Source organism: Intestinibacillus sp. NTUH-41-i26, assembly GCF_032769475.1.
In the GTDB taxonomy this organism is placed as follows: domain Bacteria; phylum Bacillota; class Clostridia; order Oscillospirales; family Butyricicoccaceae; genus Agathobaculum; species Agathobaculum ammoniilyticum.
In genome coordinates, this window is the sequence record NZ_CP136477.1 from 2,028,054 (window position 1) to 2,047,006 (window position 18,953).

The window sequence follows — 18,953 nt, forward strand, 5'->3', positions numbered from 1 at the left end:
TCCCACACTCTCCCTCATTCCTCAAAACCCTCAAGTGTAAGACCGGATCAGGCTACCCGCCCACTGCAAAAGCCGCTCGGATTGGATTGCAAACGGTTCCGTCCCCTCCTGATGCGGCATGCCCGCCGTCAGGATCAGCCGTTCCTCCCCCTGCAATAGCGGCAGAAGCTCCGACCGGCGGACAACAAACGCGCCCGTCCGACAGAAATGCACCGCGCGCAGAACGAAAAAGGCGGATTTATACAGCTCCCGCAGGAGCTGCCCGCTTTTTTCGTGCAGGCGGTTATGTACGCACATATGGTAGATCCCGCAGGCGCCGATCCTCACGGCGCGGCGGGCGTCGGACGGACCGAAGCGCTCCCGCAGCGCCGCAAGGCTGCCGTACCACACCCTAGTATCATAGTAGAACCCGAACAGCTCGGACGGCTCCCAGTGCAGCAGTTCTTCCCAGCCGGATACAAAGCCGCACACCTTGTCCCGTGCGGGCAGGCTTTCCAGCACCGCCTCATAGCGCGGCCAGTCCTCCATGTGCCATGCATCCAGGATCACGACCACATCAATGTCGCCGTCCGGCCCCGCTTCCCCGCGGGCTCGGCTGCCCTGCAGGCCAACGCAGCACACCCTTTCACCGAACGCTTCCAGCACCGCCTGTGTGAACGCGTCCATCCACTTTTCCGTATCCATGTCTGCCTCCTTTCCGATAAGAATTGCCCCGCAGTCTTCTACGGGGCAATCTTAGGGTCAAAAACCGTATTACTTGGACGTTGTCGAGGTTTCCTTCAGCACAACGTCATGCGCGCCGCCCTCGACAATCGAGGTGGCGGATACGAGCGTAATCTTCGCCTTCTTCTGGAATTCCGGAATGGAGAGCGCGCCGCAGTTGCACATAGTCGAACGCACCTTGCTCAGCGTCAGCCCCAAGTTATCCTTGAGCGAGCCGGCGTACGGCACATAGGAATCCACGCCCTCCTCAAAGGACAGCTTCTTGTCGCCGCCCATGTCGTAGCGCTGCCAGTTGCGCGCGCGGGCCGAGCCTTCGCCCCAGTATTCCTTCATGTAGCTGCCGTTGATGTTGACCTTGTTGGTCGGGGATTCGTCAAAGCGGGAGAAGTAGCGCCCCAGCATCAGGAAGTCCGCACCCATGGCCAGCGCCAGCGTGCAATGGTAATCGTGTACGATGCCGCCGTCCGAGCAGATCGGCACATATACGCCGGTTTCCAGGTAATATTCATCGCGCGCCGCGGCAACCTCGATCAGCGCGGTCGCCTGACCGCGGCCGATGCCCTTCTGCTCGCGGGTAATGCAGATCGAGCCGCCGCCGATGCCGACCTTGACAAAGTCCGCGCCCGCGTCCGCGAGGAAGCGGAAGCCTTCCCGGTCGACGACGTTGCCCGCGCCGACCTTGACCGTGTCGCCGTAATTCTCGCGCACCCACGCGAGCGTACGGCTCTGCCACTCGGAAAAGCCCTCGGAGGAATCGATGCACAGCACATCCGCGCCGGCCTCGACCAGAGCGGGTACGCGCTCGGCATAATCGCGGGTATTAATGCCCGCGCCCACAACATAGCGCTTATGCTCGTCAAGCAGTTCGAGCGAATTTGCCTTGTGGCTGTCATAGTCCTTGCGGAACACCAGATAAACAAGATGCTGCTCCTCATCCACCAGCGGGAGCGAATTAAGCTTATGATCCCATATGATATCGTTGGCGATCTTGAGCGTGGTGTCCGCCGGCGCGGTAATCAGCTTTTCAAACGGGGTCATGAACTCGGACACCTTCACGTTGGTTTCCATACGGGAAACGCGGTAATCGCGGCTGGTGACGATGCCGAGCAGTCTGCCGGTAGCCGTGCCGTCGTCCGTGACCGCAACGGTGGAGTGGCCGGTCCGCGCTTTCAGGTCGAGGATATCCGCCAGCGTCTGATCCGGCTTGACGTTGGAATCGGATACGATAAAGCCGGCCTTGTAGCTTTTGACGCGGGACACCATCGCGGCCTCGCTCTCGATGGTCTGCGAGCCGTAAATAAAGGAAATGCCGCCCTCCTGCGCAAGCGCGATCGCCATGCGGTCGTCCGAAACCGCCTGCATGATGGCCGAAACCATCGGGATGTTCGCATACAGGGAGGACTCCTGTCCTTTTCTGAACTTGACGATCGGGGTGCGGAGGCTGACGTTCGCTGGAATACATTCCGCGGACGAATAACCGGGTACGAGCAGGTATTCGTTGAACGTGTGCGAAGGCTCGCTAAAATAATACGCCATACGTTTTCCTCTCCTTTTTCATTCCTGTTTTTCCAGATTGTATATTGCTTTTTATTATATCCTTTTTACCAGGTAAAGTAAAGCAGGCATATAGCAGATTTTGCAGGTTTTTGGCGCGGCCCGCTTATACAAAGCGCGCAATAGCGATGCGGACAATAGAAAGAACCGCAGCAGATCTGCTGCGGTTCTTTCTATTAGAAATGAGGAATGAATGTTGTGGTCTACTTAAAAACTTGCGGCGTTTTCCGCCGATGGGGTTGCTCTCTTTTGCTGATAACAGGCTACCATCTATCCGCGGCCTTGTCAACCCGATCGGCGTTTTCTTAACGCATCCTTAACCGCTATTCCCCCATTTCCCAGGTATTTCCCGTATCAAAAAAGTACAAAACGCGCTGTTTCACCGGCCTACCGAAAACCGCCTCCACCGCATCCGCATACGCGTCAAGCTGCGGGCGGTACCGCGCCGCGCGGGCGGCAAGCCCGTCCTTTGATACGCGGTCGGTTTTGAAATCCACGATCACAAAGCCCTCCGGTGTGTCGATCAGGCAGTCGATCACGCCCTGTAGCAGCACCTTTTCCTCCGGTGCGTCGGCCGCGACTGGAAAATACCGTGCGGCTGGCACCAGCACTGAGAACTTAAACTCCCGCCGCACTGAATGCTCCGCCATCAACCCGCGGTACAGTGCCGAGGTGAAAAACGCCCGAATCTTTTCCGGCTCAATCGCCGCCGCCTGCTGCGGCGACAGGATGCGCTTTTCCTCCAGCCGGTCGCGCTCGCGCTCCACGCCGCCTGGCGCGGCGGCCGCCGCGAAATTGCAGAACTGCATAAACAGATGGTGCGCCGTGCCGATCTCAGCGGGCGTGAGGCGCCGCGCCTCCTGCTCGAACAGTGGCGCACGCAGCTTCGGCTCGCGGCGCGGGGGCGCCGTCTCCTCCGCAGCCTCGTCCGCACGGTAGCCGCGGCCCACGCCGGTCGCGGTCAGCTTGCTGGGCAGCTCGGAAAGATAAGCGCGCGGATAGCTCAGGTAAGGCTTGACCTCGTATCCCGCCGTGTCCGTCTCCACATAGCGCAGCACCTCCCGCTCCGGCAGCGCCAGCTCGTCCGGCTGGTACACGCGCAGGAGGAACGCATCGTTATCCGTACCGCGCTCCGGCACCGACAAGCCATACTGTTCTTTCAGCGCGCGCGCGCAGGGGTGCCGCAGCAGCGGCGCGAGTATCCAGGCCAGCGGCGCGCGCACCGCGCCCATCGCATACTGCGGCAGCTCGTCCAACGCGGCCAGCCGCGCCCATTTTTCCAGCGACCGCTGCAGCGTCCCGCTTGCGCAGGTGAGGATGAGCTTCTCTTTCGCGCGCGTAAGCGCAACATACAATACGCGCAGCTCCTCGCTTACCATCTCGCGACGCTGCAGCACCGCGACCGCTGTGCGCTCGGCTGTGTCGTACTGTACGCCGCGGCTCCGGTCGCGGCACTTGCCGCCAATCCCCAGTGACTGATGCACCAGCACCGGCTCGCGCAGGTCCGCTTCGTTAAATTGCTTCGCGCAGTCCGCCAGCAGCACGACCGGAAATTCCAGCCCCTTGGATTTGTGGATGCTCATGATGCGCACCGCGCCGCCCGACGCCTCTGCGCCAACCGTCTGGAAGTCCTCGCCCGTTTCCTGCATGCCGCGCAGCAGGCGCACGAACGCGAACAAACCGCGGAAGCCCTGCCCCTCGAACGCCCGCGCCCGCTCGAAGAAAGCGAGCAGGTTGGCCTGCCGCTGCGCGCCGTTGGGCAGCGCGCCGTACAGGCCGAGCGCTCCCGTCTGGTCATAGATCTCCCACAGCAGACGGTACACCGGCTGGTCGCACGCGAAGCCGCGCAGGAAGTCCAGCCGCTGCAGGAACACCTCGACCTTCGGGAAAGCGCCGCGCGACTGTATAAGCGCGTCGTAATAGCTTGCCTTGCGGTCTGTCAGCCGGATATCCGCCAGCTCCTGCTCGGTGAAGCCGAACAGCGGCGAACGCAGCACGCCGATCAGGTCCACGTCCTGCCTCGGGTTGTCGATCACGTTCAGGAGCGAAACCACCGCGCCCACCTCGGCGGTTTCCAACAGGCCGCCGCGCTCCTCCGCGCTCGCGGAAACGCCCGTCTGCTCAAGCGCGGCGATGAACGTGCGCGCCTTGGTTTTGGTGGCGCGCAGCAGGATCACGATATCCCCCGGCGTAACCGGACGTAGGGCGCCCGTTTCCTTATCCAGCACGGGAAAGCCCTCGTCCAGCAGCGCGCGGATGCGCTGCGCGGCGAGCTGGGCCTCGAGCGCAGTCTTGTCGGGCGCGTCGTCGTCCTCGCCAAGCCCCGCCGCGTCCACCAGCAACACCTCGGTCCGATAGCGCGGGTCGTCCGCGTCCGGATAATAGTCCGCGCCCAGATGCAACGCTTCCCGATCGGTATACGCCAAGCCGCCCACCGTTTCGCCCATCACGGCGGCAAACAGATAGTTGCACGCATCCAGCACCGCCGCGCGCGAGCGGAAGTTCCGCCCCAGCACTACGCGGCGCGGCTGTCCCGCATCCGCTTCCCCCGCCTCGGCAAAGGTCCGGTATTTGGACAGGAAGATGGAGGGGTCGGCCAGCCGGAATCCGTAGATGCTCTGCTTGACGTCGCCCACCATAAACAGGTTGGTCCCATCGCGGGACAGCGCGCGGAAGATCGCGTCCTGCACGGCATTGGTGTCCTGGTATTCATCCACCGCGATCTCCGCGTAACCTTCGGACAGCGCTGCGGCCAGTGCGGAGGGCCGTCTCCCCTCGTACAGCAGGCGCACCGCAAAATGCTCCAAATCGTTGAAATCCGCCGCGTTCCGCGTGCGCTTGGCCGCGGAAAAGGCGTCGTCAAACGCATTTACCATGTCGATCAGCGAAAACAGCGCGCGCGCGGTCAGGGCGCGGTCGTATTCGGCCTCGGCCGCCGTAACGGTCAGCCATTTGCCGCGGATGGCTTTAGCGGCGTCCTTCCACTCCTCGCGCATCGCCTTGACTTCCTCAAGGAACGCCTTGTCCTCAAATTTACGCGCGGCTCCCAGCCGGTCGAACGTGATCGACCGCGCGGCCTCCACACAGGCATCCCACTCCCCGCCGCGCAGGGCTTCCAGCAGGCGCTCGGCGCGATTCAGATCGCTCGTCAGCGCGGGCAGGTAAGCATCGGCCAGGCCGTCGACGCCGGTCACCGCAGCCGCCGTCATGCGCAGAAACGCCGCGCCGTGCTCCGCCGCCGCGCGCGCCTGCGCAAGCAGGACGCGCCCGTGCGGCGTATCCATCCCGCGCGCGTACAGCCCCTGCCGCACCTCCTCCATGAAAGCGCGCGGGTCGGGATGCGCCTGTATTTTTTCGTAAGTGCCAAGGATGACCTCGCCCAGCTTCTTGTCGTCCCGCCCTGCGGCGAGCAGGTCGCAGAGCGCGAAAAAGCCCTCATCCCCGCGCTCATATGCTGCGTCGAGCACCTCCTCAAGCACCTCGGCGCGCAAGATCTTGCCCTCGTTCTCATCCATCAGCCGGAAATCCGGCGCGATGCCGAGCGCCGCCGCCTGCTCGCGCGCGAGCGACAGGCACAGCGCGTGTACGGTCGTGATCTTCGCGCGGTGTACCAGAAACATCTGACGGCGCAGGCGCGTATCGTGCGGCGCTTTCGCTGCCGCCTCGCCCAGCGCAGCGGAGATGCGCTCGCGCATCTCCGCTGCCGCCGCGTTGGTAAAGGTCACGAGCAGCAGACGGTCGATATCCACCGGATCGGTCGGGTCGGTCAGACGTGCGAGCACGCGCTCGACCAGCACCGCGGTCTTGCCCGAGCCTGCCGCCGCCGACACCAGCAGCGCGCCGCCCCTGTCATGGATGGCGGTTTCCTGCTCTTTGGTCCATTGCGGCATGTCATTCACCCCCTACCTGCTGCCAGAACTCCTCGTCCGACAGGTGCCGGAGCCACCGCGCCTTGTCGCCCGCCGTTTCATCGAAGCGGCAGGCGGCGCGGAAGTCACACCAGTCGCAAAAGCTCGATGCTTTATCCTTTTTGCACGGGTTTGCGGCCACACTGCCCGCGCGCAGCTCGCGCCCCATTTCGAGCAGCTTATCATGCGCATACCTGGCCAGCTTTCCAAACCGCACCAGGTCGGCCACCGCGGATTTCGCCGCGAGCGAGGGCGCGTCCTCCCCCTTTTTCACCTTGATCGTGACCGGAATAAACCGTCCGTCTCCTTCCAGCCCGTGCTCCATCGCCTCGAGCAGCTCCATGTCGTCGCTCAACAGGCCGCTGCGGCGCAGCGCCTTGTCGCGCAGAGCACGGAGCGCGTCCTCGTCGATATCGCGCGCCGCGTCGGGCAGCTCGTCCCGCACGGGGACGTACAAAACGCCCGCGGGTACGATTTCGTTGAACGTTTGGGTCAGACGCTTACGGTAGCGCTCCAAGCCCTCCTGCTGAAGTGCATACAGGTAGATAACGAGCTGCATGTTCAGCCCATACCAGATATCCGACAGGGAAAACGACTTTTTACCGCTTTTGTAGTCCATCACGCGCAAGTACAGCCGCCCGTTTTTGATATACCCGTCCACGCGATCCACCTTGCCCGAGAGGGACACTGAAACCTCCCCCTCCGCGCACAGGACGGGCGGCAGGTCGCCGCCGCGCGAAAAATCCACCTCATAATCGATCGGCGCGAAGTCGGAAACGCGCAGCTCGTCAATCACATTGTCCAAGATCTGCTCAACCGTGCGCGTCAGCCGCCCGAACAGATAGCGAAAGCGCGCGGTCTTGTTCTCCATGCCGCCCAGTTCCTCCTGCACATACTGCCGGACCGCCGTGCGGCAGGCACGCCGGACCGCCGCTTCCTCCGCAGCCGCCGCGCCGCCCGCGCCTTTCCCCAATGCAGTCAGCGCATGCTCCAGCACATAGTGGATAAACGTGCCGGTTTCGAGCGCGTCAAACCGCGCCACACGGCGCGGCCTGGCTTTCAGGCCGTACTGCATGAAAAACGCGAACCGGCAGGAGTAAAATGTGTCCACGCGCGAGGCGGTCAGGTTGAGGCTTTTTCCATATAGCCCCTCTATCGTATGCGGGCTGGTCAGCGGCCCCCGTCCGCGCCGCTGCTGCGCGGCATGGTGTACCCGCTCGTCGTCGCGGTAAAAACCGTAGGCCGCGCGCACCGCCGCCGTGCGGTCGCCGGACAGGTATGCGCAGGCCATTTCGACCGCCGGACGCTCCGCCTGCAGGCGGTCCTGCGCTGTTTCCGTCTGGTGCGTGGAAAACAGCACGTCGGGCAGCAGCCCCCGCACCACGCCCACAAAATACGACGGGCGCGTCTCCCCACCCACGGCGTCGCTCATATGCCAGGTGAGCAGCAGTTCCTCAGTGGGGCAGGCAAGCGCGCGGTACAGGGTCTCCTGCTCCATGAGCAGACGCTCCACGCCGTAGGCTTTCAGTTCCACCCCCAGCGCGTCCAGCTTGTCCCGCTCCATATCGCTGAGCAGCGAGGCGGAGGAGGGCGCCTTGGGGATCAGCCCGTCGTTTACCCCGAGCAGGATCACGTATTTCGCGTTTTCCCCGCATGCGCGTTCGATATTGCCGCAGGTCACACGGTCGAGTGAAACGGGTATCGTACCCACGTCGTATTCGCCCAGCACCAGACGGAACAGCTTCGCAAACCGCTCCGCCGTCAGCGGCGTATCCCCGCATACCCATGCGAACTGCTCCATGGCGGACACCAGAATCTCCCACAGCTGGCGGTACTCATCCGCCAGCTGTAGGCGTCCGGCCACCTCGTGCGCGGCCGCGCGGTCGGCCATGCACCGCGGCGCGTCCACCGCGAGCAGGAAGTCGTACAGCGCGCGCACACAGCCGGATGCCGGCTGCTCCCCTTTCAGCCTTTCGCGCAGCGTGGAAAACGGGCCGATCAAACGCGCGCGCAGCGCGTTCAACTCCGCAAGCTGCGCCCGCGCGCGATCGTCGAACGGCTGACCGTACCCGTCCGGATGTTCGGCCCACTCCCGTTCCCATGCGCCGCCGCGGATATTCCAGGTCAGCGCGTAATTCTCCAGCTTGTCCGACTCCTCACGCGTTAGATGCATCAAGCCGGTTTTGAGACAGCCGAACAGGTCCTCGTATTTGAAATAGGACTGCGCCGCGTTCAGCGCGCCCGTGACCAGCGCCATCGGCGGGCGTGAGAGCAGGTCGGGCTTTTCCGCAAGGAACACCGGCACGTCATATCGCGCCATCGCCATGGCGAGAAACGCACTGTACGGCTCGATGTCACGCGCGGCCACCACGAAATCGCGGTAGCGCGCGCCCTCATCGCGCACCTTGCGCCGGATATAGGCCGCCGCGTGCTCGCACTCGTCAAACGGCGACGCGGCAGCGTACAGGCGCACCCCTTCGCACGACTCCTGCGGAACACGCACGGGCAACAGACCTTGTGCCTCCACCGCCGCCAGGCCCGCCGGCCGCGCAACCCTGCTTGCGCCAAGCTCGATGCGCTCCGCTTTCCGGTTATGCCGCTTTGCCATGCGCTCCAGAGTCTTGACCGTTTTGCAGCCCGTGACGAATATTTCCGGATACGCCATATCGCAGGCGACCGCCGCCGCCAGCGGCACGCCCGCCGCCAGCACGGCGTCGACCACGGCCAGCTCCTGCGGCGTAAAGCCCAGAAAGCCGTCCAGATACACCGCCGCGCCGTCCAGCACATGACTTTCTGCGAGCCGGTCGCGCAGATGGGTCAGCCGGTCGCGTGGGTCGGGCAGGGATTCGTCGCACAGACGCTCATACGCGGTCAATAACTGCGCCAGATCGGACAGCTTCGCTGCGAGCGCCGTGTCCCTGCACGTCTCCGCAGCGGCGAACAGCGCCTCCGGCGCGACCGCACAGGTCTTGCACTCGTCCACCACCCCCAGCGCCTCGCCGAGCAGCTCGGGCTTGTCCGCCAGACCGCCCCATACGGACAGCCCGCCCTGAACACGGCGCGCGGCCTCCTGTAGGGTGAGGAGCTGTCCGGCCGGTGTCAGCATCTGCTGCGCCAGCCCGCCGACCTCGGAAAACACCCGATCAGCCAGGCGGGAGAACGTCAGCACCTCGGCGGTGCGCGCGCCCCGATTGTCCGTCGCCGCGGCGAGCGACCGCTCCATACGGTGTGAATTCAGCTCCGGCACAAGTAAGATCTGCCGCCCCTCGCCGCTTTCACAGCGGGCGGCGATCTCCCGCAGGATTGCCGTTGTTTTGCCGCTGCCCGCGCGGCCGGTCCAAATGCGCATGGCACTCTCCCCTTCCATTGCTTTTTATCATACCATGAACCCGAACATGTGCGCAAGCTTCCCGCAGAAAAGGAAAATTTATGGTTGACTTTTCCGCAAAAATCGACTATACTTAACAAGCACGTTGCGAAACGCCTCTGTAGCTCAGTCGGTAGAGCAGGGGACTGAAAATCCCCGTGTCGGTGGTTCGATTCCGCCCGGAGGCACCATTTTATATGCGGCTGTAGCTCATCTGGTAGAGCGCCACCTTGCCAAGGTGGAGGTAGCGAGTTCGAGCCTCGTCAGCCGCTCCACCCAAAAACCTGTCCCGCGGACAGGTTTTTTCAGTTTTCTGCATGGCGGTTGACAACACGCCGCCGTTCAGTATACTCTCATATTAGGTGATTTGCATGGAACGTAAAACAAAGACAACCATCGAACGCGGCCTGTTAATCTCGGGTATCGCGATCGCGGCTTTCGGCCTGCTGACCGAGGGCATCAACTATCCCTGGGGTACGCTGGTCGGCAAGGAGACGATCGCGGCGGATCCTGCGCCGGTCTCCGAGCAATGGATTGAGCAAAGCCTCCCCGCCGAGGAGGATCTGGTTTACCTGACCGACTGCGACGCCTACGGCACGGCGACCGCTCCGGAAGAGGCGCTACAGGTTGGCGTGATCAAGCTGCCCAAGCTCGGCACCGCCGACAACGTGGTCGAAGGCACCGATCTGAAAGACCTCGCGCTTGGCGCAGGGCATCTCGCGGGAAGCGCGCTGCCCGGTGCGTCCGGCAACTGCGTGATCGCGGGCGACCGCTCCGACGATTTGATGCGTCATTTGGAATTACTCGGCGAAGGGGATACCATCCTGCTCGCCGACCAAGACACGCAATATACCTATACGGTATTCCAGGCGGTAACGGTCGAGCCTACTGAGGTCTGGGTGACCGAGCCTGTCGAGGGACGCGAGGCCGTGCTCACCCTGTTTACCGGTACGCCGTCCGGCTCTCTCAAACAGCGGCTGGTCGTCCAGGCGGAGCTGACCGCCTCGGAACCTCGCAGCTGATCTGTCCGTCCCGCACCGAGGCCGCCCAGAGGGCCTCGGTGCGTTTCATTTTCACCGGCGCGTTCTGTGCCGCTGCGTGACTGTTTACGAGGTTTCTTTATGCTACATGAATTTTCCCGCGCCGAGCTGCTGCTCGGCTCACAGGCCATCCAGACGCTCGCTGCGTCCCATGTCGCCGTGTTCGGCGTGGGCGGTGTCGGCTCGTTCGCGTGCGAAGCGCTCGCGCGCGCCGGCGTAGGCGAGCTGACGTTGATCGATAACGATACGGTTGCGCTCACCAACCGCAACCGCCAGCTTATCGCGCTTGCGTCCACGTCCGGTCAGCCGAAGGTGGACGCGATGCGCGCGCGCATCGCGGATATCAACCCGCGCTGCACCGTCCATGCGCTCTGCATGTTCTATACGCCGGACAGCGCGCTCGACCTCAGCCGCTTCGACTATGTGATCGACGCGATCGACACCGTGACCGCCAAGCTGCATCTGATCGCCGAATGCGACCGGCTGGACGTGCCGCTGATTTGCTCCATGGGAACAGGCAACAAGCTCGATCCCACGCGGTTTGAAGTTACGGATATTTACAAAACCTCGGTCTGCCCGCTCGCGCGGGTCATCCGGCTGGAATGCAAAAAACGCCGCATCAAGCGCCTGAAGGTCGTCTACTCCAGGGAGGAACCACGCACGCCCTTGCCCTCGGACGAGCAGAAAGGCACTGCGGGGCGCGCCGTACCCGGCAGCGTTTCCTTTGTGCCGCCGGTAGCGGGCATGATCCTCGCGGGCGAATGTATCAAGGACCTGACGGGCGTACGGTAAAACGCAAAACAGGAGCAGCTCTTGCTGCCCCTGTTTTGCGTTTTGGTTTATTCGGCCGGCTCTCCGGTCGGAAAGAAGAGTATGGTCTGCTGAGCGGTTCCAAGCGCCTCCCCCCTGATACGGACGCATCCGTCTGCAAAATCCACTTCCCCGACTGCGAACGGCACTTCGATCGCGCCGAGCGTATCCCCAAAACGGTCGAAGCAGGCAACGGTCTGCGCGCCGGTCCGCAGGGCATACACCCCCGCGCCATCGGTCGCCAGAGGCCCCGGCCGCTGGCTGACGGAAACCGTAAACAGAGTTTGGGGATTTCCGTACTCCGTGCAGCGGATATAGGCATACTCAGTGTCCGACAGCCAGCAGGCATAAATGTCCTGCCCCGTCTCGATCATCGCGTTGGCATAGGTTTCGCTTAAACGGCGGCCGGAAAAGTCATACAGCGTATAGTACCCGCTGTCCTGTGCGATATAAGTATCGCTCCATCGGTTCAGGAGCATCGGCGTTTCGCTCACCGTTCCCATCTTGCCATCGGTAATCAGGCAGTATGCCCCGTCGCGTTCTATCACAAGGCGGTCGCCGATCCCGCCGTACACCTGCACCTGATCGAGCGAAATATTCATGCGCCAGAGGGTATTCCCGCCGCGGTCGATCGCGCGGACGGCATCCCCCTCGCGGACGATCGCCCTGCCGTTTGCCCAGCCCGTGACCGACTGGTAGGTTTGCGTGCTGTATGTGCCGTCCGCATACAGGATACGGCTGTCCGCCGCGCCTTTTTCCATCGAGTACGCCCATGCCGAACCCGACTGCTCGTCCACGCCGTCAGCATAATAATCCGCCAATGTGTCGCCGGTTCTCAGGTTGCATAACGCGCACGCAAATCCGCTTTCCACATCCGGCTGCCAGTGCAGGCTTGCCCATTCACCCAACAGTCTGGCATCATAAAAATAGCCGTCCGTACCCGCAAAATCGGTCAGCAGACGGTTACCGGCTGCATCCTCGATATGTACGCGGCCCACCCCCGCGCCGGAATAGTCCACTACGACACGGTATGCTTCCCCTTGCTCTTTTGGGATCTCGGCCGCATACTGCGCGGCATATAGGCGCAGCATGGTTGCGATCGACTGCTCGCGGGTATACTCTCCCGCCGGCTCAAACGCATTGCCTCCCGTCCCCGTCATGATGCCGTGGCGGTAGACCCAGTTGATATCATTGCGCGCCCACGAGGCGATATCCGCGCCATCCGCGAACACATGCGGCAGACGGCCCTGCACGCTGCCGTCGTAATCCGCCCGCAGCGCGCCCAGCCGGTGTAGCATACTGGCCGCCTCCTGTCTCTGGAGTGATCGGCCCGGCTCGAACCTTCCGCCTCCCACTCCATTGACGATGCCGACCGACGCGCATAGCAGCACATCCCCCTCCTTACAGTCCGTGAACAATACGGTATCCTTTTCCACTTTACCCAGCAACCCTTCAGTTTCCCACGAACGGTAAACCGCCGCCGCCAGCGCGCAAAACTCTGCCCTTGTCGCCGCCCTGTCATAGGCGCTGTCCAGCTTTTCCGGCACCAGCCCCGCCTCGCGCGCGGTCTGCACCGCTTCCAGCGCCCAGTCGCTCGGCTGGTCCGCGGCCCCCGCCGGAACCGCCAGCATGCAGGCCGTCAGCACGGCCGCTATCCATCTTTTCATCGTTCCATCCTCCTTTTTATTCGGTACGCTGTCTGGTAATCTCGTGATAAACGATCTCGGCACGATAGGTTTCCGCCCCATCCTCCGCATAAACGCTTTCGGTGATCGTGCGCCCCTGCGCGTCATAGCACCGGATAGCAAGGGACGCCTCCGTTTACACGCCCTGCCGGTACCGAACGCTCGTTTCCTCCTCATACCGCGCGGCGGGTACGATATACGGCAGCATCCGCCAGCTTTCCGTGTCCGGCGCCACATAGCGCAGGCCTCGTAACGCCAGCGCGCCAAATGTCAGTCCATACACCGCCACAGCCGCCAGCAGTAGGCCGCACAAGCGCCTGAAGATCCCCTGCTTCATACCGGCCTCCCTTTTTCCCATTGTAACACAAAAGCCCCTGCGGATAAATATCCGCAGGGGCTTTGTCATTCTTTTGTAGCTTACGCTTCTGGAGCGTACAGGTCCTGCAGGCGCTTGAGGTGTGCATAGCGCTTGGTGGACTCGACCTCGGATTCGGAGAACAGCTTCTCGGCGCGATCCGGGAACGAACGGGTCAGCGCAGAGTAGCGAGCTTCGTTCATCATGAACTTGCGGTAGTCCTCGGTCTTGGGCTCCTTGGACTCCAGGATGAACGGGTTCTTGCCTTCTTCCGCGAGCTGCGGGTTGAAGCGGAACAGGTTCCAGTAGCCGCAGTCGACAGCCTTCTTCATCTCGGCCTGGCAGTTGGTCATACCGCCCTTGATGGAGTGCATCTCGCACGGGGCATAGCCGATGATGAGGGACGGTCCCGGATAGGCTTCCGCTTCCGCAATCGCCTTGAGAGTCTGGTTCATGTTCGCGCCCATAGCGATCTGGGCAACGTATACATAGCCGTAGCTCATCGCGATCTCGGCGAGGCTCTTCTTCTTGGTGGTCTTGCCGGACGCCGCGAACTGCGCAACCGCGCCGATGTTGGTCGCCTTGGAGGCCTGACCGCCGGTGTTGGAGTAAACCTCGGTATCGAATACCATGACGTTTACATCCTGGCCGGAAGCGAGGACATGATCCAAGCCGCCGAAGCCGATATCATAAGCCCAGCCGTCGCCGCCGAAGATCCAGACGGACTTCTTGGCCAAGTATTCCTTATGCGCAACGATTTCCTTGCAGGCGTCGCAGCCGGCAGCCGCGCCCTGCTCAAGCACAGCGGCCAGAGCCTTGGCCGGCTCCGCGTTAGCAGCGCCGTTGTCCTTGGTTTCCAGGAACTTGGCGATCGCGTCCTTGGTTTCGGCCGGAGTCGCATCCGCCGCAGCCATCTCTTCGAGCTTGGAGATCAGGCGTTCACGGATGGCGAGCTGGCCATAGTACATGCCGAGGCCGTGCTCCGCGTTGTCCTCGAACAGGCTGTTCGCCCAAGCCGGACCGTGGCCATTCGCGTCAACGGTGTACGGGCTGGTAGCAGCAGGACCACCCCAGATGGACGAGCATCCAGTAGCGTTGGAGATATACATACGGTCGCCGCAGACCTGGGTGATCAGGCGGGCGTAAGAGGTTTCGGCGCAGCCTGCGCACGAGCCGGAGAACTCAAGCAGCGGCTTCTTGAACTGACTGTCCTTGACGGAAGCAGTCGAGATCATGTCGGCCTTCTCGGCAACCTTGGCTACGCAGTAATCGAACGCATCCTGCTGGGCAGCTTCCTGCTCCTGCGGAACCATGGTGAGCGACTTGGTCGGGCATACGCCTACGCACACGCCGCAGCCCATGCAGTCGAGCGGGGAAACAGCCATCGTGTACTTGTACACGCCCTTGCCCTTGCCAGCCTTGATGTCCACGATCTTGGCAGAAGCCGGAGCGGCGGCAGCCTCTTCCTCGGTCAGCGCGAACGGACGGATGGTGGCGTGCGGGCAGACATAAGCGCACTGGTTGCACTGTACGCAGGTCTCGGCGTTCCAGGTCGGAACGGTAACGGCTACGCCGCGCTTCTCGTAAGCGGCAGCGCCGTGCTCGAACGAACCGTCAACATGCTCGCCGGCGAAAGCGGATACCGGCAGAGAGTCGCCGTCCATGCGGCCGATGGGCTCCATAACGTCCTTGACCATCTTGACGACTTCCGGACGGCCCTGCAGGTCGCGGTTGTCCGCTTCGTCCGCGGCATTCGCCCAAGACGCCGGAATCTCGACCTTGTGGAACGCGGTCGCGCCAACGTCGATCGCCTTGTGGTTCATATCGACGATATCCTGGCCTTTCTTCAGGTAGGACTTGGTAGCGGCATCCTTCATGTAGCCAATCGCTTCTTCCTGCGGCATAACCTTGGCCAGCGTGAAGAACGCGGACTGCAGGATGGTGTTGGTGCGCTTGCCCATGCCGATCTCGATCGCCTTGTCGATCGCGTTGATCGTGTAAAGCTGGATGTTGTTGGAAGCAATATAGCGCTTGGCAGCAGCCGGCATGTGGTGGTCAAGCTCTTCGTCGGTCCACTGGCAGTTGATCATGAAGATACCGCCCGGCTTGACGTCGCGGACCATCGGGAAGCCCTTAACGATATAGGAAGGATTATGGCAGGCAACGAAGTCCGCCTTGTTGATATAGTAAGGAGACTTGATCGGCTTGTCGCCAAAGCGCAGGTGCGAAATGGTCACGCCGCCGGTCTTCTTGGAGTCGTACTGGAAGTACGCCTGAACATACTTGTCGGTATGGTCGCCGATGATCTTGATAGAGTTCTTGTTTGCGCCGACCGTACCGTCGCCGCCGAGACCCCAGAACTTGCACTCGATGGTGCCTTCCGCCGCGGTGTTCGGCGCCGGCTTCTCCTCGAGGGACAGGTAGGTAACGTCGTCGGTGATGCCAATGGTGAACTGGGGCTTGGGCTCGGCCTTGGTCAGTTCCTCGTATACGGCAAAGACGGACGCCGGAGGCGTGTCCTTGGAGCCGAGACCGTATCGGCCGCCGATAACGACCTTATCGGTGATGCCGGCGTTCGCCAGCGCGGTGACGACATCGAGGTAGAGCGGCTCGCCCTGCGCGCCGGGCTCCTTGGTGCGGTCGAGGACCGCGAGCTTCTTAGCGGTAGACGGAATCGCGGCCAGCAGCTTGTCCGCGCGCCACGGGCGGTACAGACGGACCTTGACAAGACCGACCTTTTCGCCGTGCGCGTTCAGGTAATCGATCACTTCCTCCGCCACGTCGCAGATCGAACCCATCGCGATAATCACGCGGTCAGCGTCGGCAGCGCCGTAGTAGTTGAACAGCTGATAGTCAGTACCGAGTTTGGCGTTGACCTTGCCCATGTACTCCTCTACGATCTCCGGAACAGCGTCGTAGAACTTGTTGCAGGCCTCGCGGTGCTGGAAGAATACGTCGCCGTTCTCGTGCGAGCCGCGCATCATCGCATGCTCCGGATTGAGGGCGCGCTTGCGGAACGCCTCGACAGCGTCCATGTCGCACATTTCCTTCAGGTCCTCGTAGTCCCAAACCTCGATCTTCTGGATCTCGTGGGAGGTGCGGAAGCCGTCAAAGAAGTTGATGAACGGAACGCGGGACTTGATGGTCGCCAGGTGCGCGACCGCGCCCAGATCCATCACTTCCTGCGGGTTGGTTTCAGCCAGCATGGCGAAACCGGTCTGGCGGCAGGCCATAACGTCGGAATGGTCGCCAAAGATGTTCAGCGCATGGGACGCAACCGTACGCGCCGAAACATGGAAGACACAGGGAAGCAGTTCGCCCGCGATCTTGTACATATTCGGGATCATCAGCAACAGGCCCTGAGACGCGGTGTAGGTGGTGGTCAGCGCACCGGCCGCAAGGGAGCCGTGTACCGTACCCGCAGCACCCGCCTCGGACTGCATTTCGATCACCTTGACGGTTGTACCGAAAATGTTCTTCTGACCTGCGGCTGCCCACTGGTCAACGCTGTCTGCCATGGGGCTGGACGGGGTAATCGGATAGATACCCGCGACCTCGGTAAACGCATACGACACGTGCGCGGCCGCAGTGTTACCGTCCATGGACTTCATCTTTCTTGCCATGTTTATATCCTCCTATTCAGTTATAACATGCTGAAGGGGTGAAAAAGGACCTTTCCGCACCAGTTTTGCGCCGAAAAAGCGATCTTCACCAACCGTATTTATTTTAGCACTCCTCCCTCCAATTGTAAACACCCAATATGACAAATTCATAACGATTTCCGCTTTTTCGGAACCGATTTCATATCGTGAAACAAATTGCTCTTTTTGTACCATAAATATTACATTTAGTTTGCATTTGACGTTTTGCATTGCGGAATTTGACATTTTGTAGTATAGTATTAGCGGTAAGAATTGGCGTTTCGGAGGGGCTTAACATGGTATCGCGTGTCTTCTCAGCCGGCCTGCGTGGCATCGATGGATATATCGTCACGGCCGAATGCTTTCTGTCCAGCGGCCTGCCCCGTTTGGATATCGTTGGCCTGCCGACCGGCGCGGTCAGCGAAGCTGGGGAGCGTGTGCGCGCCGCAGTCAAATCCCGCGGCTTCGACTGGCCGGTTTCCCGCCTGACGGTCAACCTCGCTCCCGCGGATACCAAAAAGGCCGGCGCCGCCTATGACCTTCCGATTCTGCTTTCCATCCTTGCGGCCGCGGGCGAGATCGATCCCCTGCCGCAGGACGCCGTCTTTCTCGGCGAGTTGTCCCTGACCGGCGAGCTGCGTCCGGTGTGCGGCGCACTTTCTATGGCGCTCGCCGTGCGGGACGCCGGCTTCCGAACGGTATTTGTCCCACAGCAGAACGCGGCCGAGGCCGCCTATGCCGCCGGCGTCACCGTGCTGCCGGCGGCCGGCCTGGACGACCTGCTCGCCCACCTGAACGGGCGCCGCCCGCTTTCTCCCTGTCTCCCGCCTGCCGCGCCGCCGCCGTGCAGCGCGCCCCTCGATTTCTCGCACGTCATGGGGCAGCACGCGGTCAAGCGCGCGCTCGAGATCGCCGCTGCGGGCGGACACAATATTATTCTCTCCGGCCCGCCCGGGTCGGGCAAGAGCATGATGGCAAAATGCTTCCCCACCATCCTGCCGCCTCTGTCCGATGCGGAGCGGCTGGAGGTCATCCGCGTCTGGTCGGCGGTCGGCCGCGGCCAGGAAGCGGTTGGCCGCGCGGAGCGGCCGTTCCGCGCGCCGCACCATAACTCCTCCGCAAACGCAGTCGCGGGCGGCGCGGGTGCCGGCGGGCGGCTCCCTGTCCCCGGCGAAGTCACGCTGGCCCACCATGGGGTATTATTTCTGGACGAGCTGCCCGAGTTTCACCGCGATGTGCTCGAAACCCTGCGCCAGCCGCTCGAAGACGGAAAAATCACGATCTCCCGCGTTGCCGGGCAGGTCACTTATCCGGCGCATTTTCAATTAATCGCAGCTATGAACCCCTGCAAATGCGGCTGGTATGGAAGCGGCCGCTGCACTTGCTCGCCCGCTTCCGTGCAGCAGTACCTGCGGCGGCTGTCCGGCCCTCTGCTCGACCGCATCGACCTGCAGATCGCGGTACAGCCTGTCGAATATGCGGCGCTGGCTGCCCGCGGACGGGCTGCCGAGGAGCCTTCGGCGGCGATCCGCGACCGCGTGTGCGCCGCCCGCGTGGTCCAGTACCAGCGGCAGGGCGACGGTATCTGCAACGCCAGAATACCGCCCGCGCAATTGGCGCTGTACTGTGCCCTGTCCGACGACGCTTCCCGCATATTCGCGGCGGCGTTTGAGCGGCTCGGCCTCACCGCCCGCGCGCACGACCGTGTGCTGCGCGTGGCGAGAACGGTCGCTGATCTGGCCGGCAGCGCGTCCATCCAGTCCGAGCATCTTGCCGAGGCCCTACAGTACCGCACGCTCGACCGTGCGGCCGCCGATTGACCCACTTCCGCGCGGCGGGTTGTGGAAAAGCCTGTGTGTATTGTGAATAA

General features: G+C 62.4%; 10 protein-coding genes and 2 tRNA genes. 5 read left to right on the forward strand and 7 right to left on the reverse strand.

Annotation, left to right across the window (positions count from 1 at the left end):
• Positions 1-30: 30 nt before the first annotated feature.
• From RX717_RS10425 to RX717_RS10440, 4 genes are all read right to left on the reverse strand, one after another.
• Complete coding sequence (locus tag RX717_RS10425; RefSeq protein ID WP_054327595.1) at positions 31-684, reverse strand: nucleotidyltransferase domain-containing protein; 654 nt, start codon at positions 682-684, stop codon at positions 31-33.
• 69 nt (positions 685-753) lie between these two features.
• Positions 754-2,259: an IMP dehydrogenase gene (locus tag RX717_RS10430; RefSeq protein WP_107631933.1), complete on the reverse strand. Its 1,506-nt coding sequence runs from the start codon at positions 2,257-2,259 to the stop codon at positions 754-756.
• 341 nt (positions 2,260-2,600) lie between these two features.
• Entirely contained in the window at positions 2,601-6,167 is a 3,567-nt protein-coding gene (gene addA, locus RX717_RS10435; protein ID WP_107631932.1) for a helicase-exonuclease AddAB subunit AddA, read from the reverse strand.
• Position 6,168: 1 nt separating this feature from the next.
• Positions 6,169-9,534: a PD-(D/E)XK nuclease family protein gene (locus tag RX717_RS10440; protein WP_107631931.1), complete on the reverse strand. Its 3,366-nt coding sequence runs from the start codon at positions 9,532-9,534 to the stop codon at positions 6,169-6,171.
• 133 nt (positions 9,535-9,667) lie between these two features.
• Between RX717_RS10440 and RX717_RS10445 the strand changes: the two genes are divergently transcribed.
• The 4 genes from RX717_RS10445 (at position 9,668) to RX717_RS10460 (ending at position 11,384) form a co-directional block, all read left to right on the forward strand.
• Positions 9,668-9,743 (forward strand) — tRNA-Phe (locus tag RX717_RS10445).
• 8 nt (positions 9,744-9,751) lie between these two features.
• Positions 9,752-9,827 (forward strand) — tRNA-Gly (locus RX717_RS10450).
• 96 nt (positions 9,828-9,923) lie between these two features.
• Positions 9,924-10,574, forward strand: coding sequence for a sortase (locus tag RX717_RS10455; protein ID WP_316960279.1), 651 nt, complete (start codon positions 9,924-9,926; stop codon positions 10,572-10,574).
• Between the two features lie 99 nt (positions 10,575-10,673).
• Positions 10,674-11,384 (forward strand): tRNA threonylcarbamoyladenosine dehydratase, encoded by a 711-nt coding sequence (locus RX717_RS10460; protein ID WP_107631929.1) that lies wholly within the window; start codon positions 10,674-10,676, stop codon positions 11,382-11,384.
• 47 nt (positions 11,385-11,431) lie between these two features.
• Here the strand turns inward: RX717_RS10460 and RX717_RS10465 are convergent, their stop codons facing one another.
• The 3 genes from RX717_RS10465 to nifJ form a co-directional block, all read right to left on the reverse strand.
• On the reverse strand, positions 11,432-13,069 hold the full coding sequence (locus RX717_RS10465) for an S-layer homology domain-containing protein (RefSeq protein WP_054327608.1): 1,638 nt from the start codon (positions 13,067-13,069) through the stop codon (positions 11,432-11,434).
• A gap of 154 nt (positions 13,070-13,223) precedes the next feature.
• Complete coding sequence (locus RX717_RS10470; RefSeq protein WP_107631928.1) at positions 13,224-13,424, reverse strand: hypothetical protein; 201 nt, start codon at positions 13,422-13,424, stop codon at positions 13,224-13,226.
• Between the two features lie 80 nt (positions 13,425-13,504).
• A complete protein-coding gene (gene nifJ / locus RX717_RS10475; RefSeq protein ID WP_107631927.1) occupies positions 13,505-17,065 on the reverse strand; it encodes a pyruvate:ferredoxin (flavodoxin) oxidoreductase in 3,561 nt (1,186 codons plus the stop codon).
• Positions 17,066-17,379: 314 nt separating this feature from the next.
• Between nifJ and RX717_RS10480 the strand changes: the two genes are divergently transcribed.
• Positions 17,380-18,903 (forward strand): YifB family Mg chelatase-like AAA ATPase, encoded by a 1,524-nt coding sequence (locus tag RX717_RS10480; protein WP_107631926.1) that lies wholly within the window; start codon positions 17,380-17,382, stop codon positions 18,901-18,903.
• The last annotated feature ends 50 nt before the right edge of the window (positions 18,904-18,953 follow it).